The organism is Acidovorax sp. (genome assembly GCF_046341535.1).
Classification (GTDB): Bacteria; Pseudomonadota; Gammaproteobacteria; order Burkholderiales; family Burkholderiaceae_C; genus Acidovorax.
On record NZ_JBKDRI010000129.1, the window covers coordinates 1 to 6,218 of the forward strand.

At 64.2% G+C, this 6,218-nt stretch carries 5 protein-coding genes; 1 reads left to right on the plus strand and 4 read right to left on the minus strand.

Annotation, left to right across the window (positions count from 1 at the left end):
- Positions 1–429 precede the first annotated feature (429 nt).
- From ACK543_RS09260 to rodA, 4 genes are all read right to left on the minus strand, one after another.
- Complete coding sequence (locus ACK543_RS09260) at positions 430–1,551, minus strand: 3-deoxy-7-phosphoheptulonate synthase (RefSeq protein WP_409942562.1); 1,122 nt, start codon at positions 1,549–1,551, stop codon at positions 430–432.
- 390 nt (positions 1,552–1,941) lie between these two features.
- The gene (locus ACK543_RS09265) at positions 1,942–2,478 is read right to left on the minus strand and encodes a hypothetical protein (RefSeq protein ID WP_409942563.1); all 537 of its coding nucleotides are present in this window, start codon (positions 2,476–2,478) and stop codon (positions 1,942–1,944) included.
- Between the two features lie 159 nt (positions 2,479–2,637).
- Entirely contained in the window at positions 2,638–4,122 is a 1,485-nt protein-coding gene (gene tldD, locus ACK543_RS09270; RefSeq protein WP_409942564.1) for a metalloprotease TldD, read from the minus strand.
- 47 nt (positions 4,123–4,169) lie between these two features.
- The gene (gene rodA / locus ACK543_RS09275) at positions 4,170–5,357 is read right to left on the minus strand and encodes a rod shape-determining protein RodA (protein WP_409942565.1); all 1,188 of its coding nucleotides are present in this window, start codon (positions 5,355–5,357) and stop codon (positions 4,170–4,172) included.
- Between the two features lie 93 nt (positions 5,358–5,450).
- On the opposite strand from rodA, the gene ACK543_RS09280 reads away from it, so the two are divergent.
- A complete protein-coding gene (locus tag ACK543_RS09280) occupies positions 5,451–6,038 on the plus strand; it encodes a YqiA/YcfP family alpha/beta fold hydrolase (protein WP_409942566.1) in 588 nt (195 codons plus the stop codon).
- The last annotated feature ends 180 nt before the right edge of the window (positions 6,039–6,218 follow it).

Below are 6,218 nucleotides of genomic sequence, written 5' to 3' on the forward strand. Positions count from 1 at the left end.
GCTTTCCACCAGGCCACGGGCGCGCACGGGCGCTCCCGTGGTGACCGGCGCTCAAGACACCGGGCAGGCCGACCAGGCTGAGCCTAAAAACAGCAGTTGGATGCATTTGCCAGCGCTGCTGTTGGGGTGCCAGGCAAGGCGCGACGACGCGGCAGGCTCGTGCCTGCAAGGAGGAGCAACACCGCATGGCGCTCCAAAAGCGGTGCTGGCAAGTGCAGAGCGCTGTCACCCCCAAGGTGAGGCTGCAAAAACTACCCAAGGCTCGAGTCCGTGCGGTGTGCGGGATGAAAACAAGCGGTCAACTGCCGTTTTTAGGCTGAGCCTAAAAACGGCAGTTGGATGCATTTGCCAGCGCTGCTGTTGGGGCGCCAGGCAAGGCGCGACGACGCGGCAGGCTCGTGCCTGCAAGGAGGAGCAACACCGCAAGGCTCAGCGGGTGCGGCGCGTTTCAACCGCCGCCGACAGGTCGGCCAGCGCCTGCATGGAGTGGTCCCAGCCCAGGCAGGCATCGGTGATGCTTTTGCCGTACTCCAGCGCGCTGGGCTGGTCCTTGCCCGGCGAAAACTTCTGCGCGCCTGCCGTGAGGTGGCTCTCGATCATCAGGCCGAAAATGCTGCGCGAGCCACCCGCCACCTGGCCCGCAACGTCGCGTGCGACTTCGAGCTGCTTTTCATGCTGCTTGCTGCTGTTGGCGTGGCTGCAGTCCACCATCAGGGTGGCAGGCAGCTTGGCGGCCTCCAGGTCCTTGCAGGCTGCGGCAACGCTGGCTGCGTCGTAGTTGGGCGCCTTGCCGCCGCGCAGGATGACATGGCAATCCTGGTTGCCGTTGGTATTGACGATGGCGACCTGCCCGTTCTTGTGCACCGACAGGAAGTGGTGGCCCCGGCTGGCCGACTGGATGGCGTCCGTGGCAATGCGGATGTTGCCGTCGGTGCCATTTTTGAAGCCAATGGGTGCCGACAGGCCGGACGCAAGTTCGCGGTGCACCTGGCTTTCGGTGGTGCGCGCGCCGATGGCGCCCCAGCTGATGAGGTCGCCAATGTACTGGGGCGAAATCACATCCAGGAATTCGCTGCCCGCGGGCACGCCCAGGCGGTTGATGTCAATCAGCAACTGGCGGGCAATGCGCAGGCCTTCGTCGATGCGGTAGGTCTCATCCAGGTAGGGATCGTTGATGAGCCCCTTCCAGCCCACGGTGGTGCGCGGCTTTTCGAAATACACGCGCATCACGATTTCCAGCGTGTCCTTGTAATGCTCGCGCACGTCGCGCAGTTTGCGAGCGTATTCAAGCGCGGCCACCGGATCGTGAATGGAGCAGGGCCCGATGACGACCAGCAGGCGGTCATCGTCTCCGACCATGATGTCGTGAATGGTCTTGCGGGTCTGCTTGATCAACGCCTCGACAGGCGTGCCGCCAATCGGGAAAAAGCGGATCAGATGCTCGGGAGGAGGCAACACGGTGATGTCCTTGATACGTTCGTCGTCGGTCTGGCTTGTCTTCTCGACGCTGCGGTACCAGGCATCGCTGGTAGGGTTGGCTTGGGCCGTCATGGTCGCTCCTGGTGGTCTGTGAATGGTTGAAAAACGGAAAGGCTGAAAAAACAAAAACCGCCGGGCTTTGCAGCGTCGGCGGTTGGTATGGAAAGCTTGTGTTTGCTTGCGCGTTTTCCTCTCATCCGCCTCGGACCGAGATCGAAAACCAAAAATAAAAAGCGCGGCACAACGACATGACTTCACTGTAGCACAGGATGTGCCGGGAACGCGCACCCGCAGTTGTTGCAATCAGGCAACGGCGAAAACCTGCTTGCGGGTGAAGGCAGCTTGCGGTGGAGCCTGGTCGGCCAACCCCAAAGCGCACGGGGGATGCTGTCGCGCACCGTGGATTGATGTTGAGCGCTGCGGTTGCCCGAGGCACCGAGCGCAACAGTCCAACGCAGCCCGCTACCCGCGCAAGCGCCCGAGCCAGCCCAGCATTCGCGTCACCGCCCCGGCAGGGTCAGCGGGCGGGCCCGGCATTTCGCTGGGCGGGTTGCTGCTTTGCTCGTACATGTCGATGAGCAGCAGCGCTTCGCCCAGGGTGCGCCATGCCAGCAATTCAAACGCATCGAAGCTGGCGCGTTCACGGGAGCTGCGCCTTTCGAGCGTCTGCTGCCATGCGTCAATGGCGCGACGCAGCTCGCGCAAAGCGCCCTGGTAAAACCCGAACTCATACAGACCGCGCCAGCCCGAACCCAGCCCCGTGAGGAAAAACTGGTGTTCGCGGGTACAGGTGGACAGTGCTTCAACCCGCTGGATGATCTCTGCGGTATCGGTGCTGGTGCGGCGGGTGCGCACCACAGCGTCGATCTGCTCCGACAAAGCGCCCAGGCTGTCGCGCAACTGGCGCGATTCTTCATCGGCAACGCCTTCGCGCAGGAAGCGGCTGATCTCTCCGAAAGACTGCAGGGTGAGCTGATGACTCGATCGCTGGACGGGCATCGCATCATTGTGCGCTGACAGCGCACACCACAGCCCAAAACCACTGCGAACGCCCTTCGGGTTTGTCACCCCACAGCAACACCCGATCGCCGCGTGCGACGGGTGCGCGGGCCATTGAGAGGGTCGAGCGCGCTCCGGGGGCCGATGGCCCAGGGCCTGTCAGGCCGTGCCGCCCACCGTCAGGCCCTCAATGCGCAGCGTTGGCTGCCCCACGCCCACCGGCACGCTCTGGCCTTCCTTGCCGCAGGTGCCCACCCCGCTATCGAGGCGCATGTCGTTGCCGATCATCGTCACCTTCTTGAGCGACTCCGGGCCGCTGCCAATGATGGTCGCGCCCTTGACCGGGTACTGGATCTTGCCGTTTTCCACCCAATACGCCTCGCTGGCCGAGAACACGAACTTGCCGGACGTGATGTCCACCTGGCCACCGCCGAAATTGCTGGCAAACAGGCCTTTCTGGATGCTGGCCACGATCTCGGCAGGGTCCTTGTCGCCGCCCAGCATGTAGGTGTTGGTCATGCGCGGCATGGGCATGTGCGCATAGCTCTCGCGGCGGCCATTGCCGGTGGGCGCTACACCCATCAGGCGCGCATTGAGCGAGTCCTGGATGTAACCCTTGAGGATGCCGTCCTCAATGAGCACGCTGCGCTGGCTGGCATTGCCTTCGTCGTCCACGTTCAGCGATCCACGGCGATCGGCGATCGTGCCGTCGTCCAGCACGGTCACGCCCTTGGCCGCCACGCGCTGGCCGACGCGGCCACTGAACGCGCTTGATCCTTTGCGATTGAAGTCGCCCTCCAGCCCGTGGCCGATGGCCTCGTGCAGCAGGATTCCGGGCCAGCCGGGGCCGAGCACCACGGTCATCTCGCCCGCGGGCGCGGGCCGCGATTCGAGATTCACCAGTGCCGCGTGCACGGCCTCGTCCACATAGCGCCCCATCTGGGCATCATCAAAGTAAGCCAGACCGAAGCGGCCTCCGCCACCGGCCGAACCCATCTCGCGACGCCCGTTTTGCTCGGCGATCACGGTGACCGACAGGCGCACCAGGGGCCGCACGTCGGCAGCCAGCGTGCCGTCAGCGCGGGCCACCAGGACCACGTCGTATTCACTGGACAGGCTCGCCATGACCTGCGCCACGCGAGGGTCCTTGGCGCGGGCGCGCTGCTCCAGGCGCTCCAGCAAGGCGACCTTGGCGGTGCTGTCCATCGATGCGATGGGATCAACGCCCGGATACAGGCTGCGGCCAGGCGCTACTTTTTTAGGAGCAACCCGCACTTTGCCAGCTTGCGCAACAGCCGAAATAGACCGAACAGTGCGCGCCGCATCCAGCAACGAGGCTTCAGAGATGTCGTCCGAATAGGCAAAGGCCGTCTTCTCGCCGCTGACCGCCCGAACGCCCACCCCCTGGTCAATGCTGAACGAGCCCGTCTTGACGATGCCCTCCTCCAGACTCCAGCCTTCGCTGCGTGTGTACTGGAAGTACAGGTCGGCATCATCCACCTGGTGCGTGCGGATCTCGGCCAGCGCGCGGGCCAGATGGCTTTCATCCAGCCCGAAGGGCGATAGCAGCAGATCCCGCGCCACGTCGATGCGCTGGCTGGTGGCTGTGCGCTGGGGCGCGGCGATGTTGGAGCGTAAGGTCATGCAGCCATTTTAGGCCGCCATGCATGCCTGGTGCGGCGCAAGGCCGTTCAGGTCAACGGGGCGTACGGCGCTGCCCGTGGGTCATTGGGGTCCTGCTTCTGGGCGCGGGCCACAGACATCAGGATGCCCAGTGCCAGCCCCAGGGTCACCATCGCCGTGCCACCGTAGCTGATGAAAGGCAGCGGCACCCCCACCACGGGCAAGATGCCGCTGACCATGCCCATGTTCACAAAGGCATAGGTGAAGAAGATCATCGACACTGCCCCCGCCATGAGGCGGCCAAACAGCGTGGTTGCGCCTGCCGCAATCGCCAGGCCGCGCCACACCAGCAGCAGGAAACACACCAGCAAAAACACGTTGCCCGCCAGGCCGAACTCTTCGGAAAACGCGGCAAAGATGAAGTCGGTGGTGCGTTCAGGGATGAATTCCAGGTGCGTCTGCGTGCCCGCCATGAAGCCCTTGCCCCAGATGCCGCCGGAGCCGATGGCGATCATCCCCTGGATGATGTGAAAGCCCTTGCCCAGCGGGTCGCGGGTGGGGTCCAGCAGCGTGCAGATGCGCTGCTGCTGGTAGTCGTGCAAGATGGACCAGCGCACGCCGTCCGCGCACAACCGGTCACCCAGCAGCACCAGCACAAAAATCCCCAAACCGCCCAACAGCACGGGCGGCAGCACCAGCTTCCAGGACAAACCGGCAAAGTAAATCACCGACAGGCCTGCCGCCAGCACCAGCAGCGACGTACCCAGATCGGGCTGTTTCATGATGAGCCCGACGGGAATTGCCAGCAACACCCCGGCCGCTGCGAAATCCAGGGGCCTGAGCGCACCCTCGCGCTTTTGGAACCACCATGCCAGCATCAGCGGCATGGCGATCTTCAAAATCTCGCTGGGCTGGATCACGATGCCCACATTGATCCAGCGTGTCGCGCCTTTTTTGGTGATGCCAAACAGCGCCACCGCCACCAACAGCACCACCCCGGCCACATACAGCGGCACCGCAAACTGCATGATTTTCTGGGGAGGCACCTGCGACACGATGAACAGGATCATGGCCGCGATGACCATGTTGCGCCCGTGATCCACAAACCGCGTGCCGTGGTCAAAGCCCGCTGAATACATCGCCAGCAGACCCGCGGCCGCCAGCAGCGCAATGATGATCAGCAGTGGAAGATCAAACCCCCTGAACAGCGGCAAGGCGCGCTGGGCGAGCGAGGGTTTTTCAAAAACAATGGCCATCGTGCAATTATCGGCGCCTGCGTGCCCCCCCCGCGCCCGCGTGCGTTGCCCTCACCCTGATTGCCCCGCCACTCCCGGAGCACCACACCGCCCATGCCATCCACCACCCACCTGCTGTACCTGCACGGTTTCCGCTCCTCCCCCCAGTCAGCCAAGGCGCGGCAGACGGCGGCCTACGTGCAGCAGCACCATCCCGGGGTCACCTTGTGGTGCCCGCAGCTACCGCCCTCGCCTCGGGCCGCGATGGCGCTGGTGGCCCAGGGCATCGCCGCCTGGCCGCGTGAATCGATGGCGGTGATGGGCTCGTCGCTGGGGGGTTTTTATGCCAGCTGGGTCGCGCAGCAGGTGGCATGCCCCAGCGTGATGCTCAACCCGGCCGTGGACCCTGCGCGGGACCTCGCCAAATACATCGGCGAGCAGTCAAGCTGGCATGACCCTTCCGACCGGTTCTTCTTCCTGCCCGAATACATCGCCGAGCTGCAGACGCTGGACATGCGCGGCCGCCCACCTGCGGGCGCAGAGCTGGCCATCATCGCCAAGGGCGACGAAGTGCTGGACTGGCGCGAAATGGCCCAGCGGTACCCGGCTGCGCTGCAGATCGTGGGCGAAGGGGGAGACCACGCCCTGAGCAACTTTGCCGAGCACCTGCCGCAGATCGCCAAGTTCCTGGCGCTGGCCTGAGGGGTCGCGCGGCGGCGCGCGCTGGAAGGCGAATCGGTACCCTAGGAGCCTGTCGGACTTGGAAATCGTCGGCTGCAAATCGACCGCAGCGGTCCATTTTTAACCGCCTTTTTGCCCCATAGCTCGGCTATGGGGCTGCAAATTCGGCAAAAACTGTCCTCGCTGGGGCCGATTTTCGCT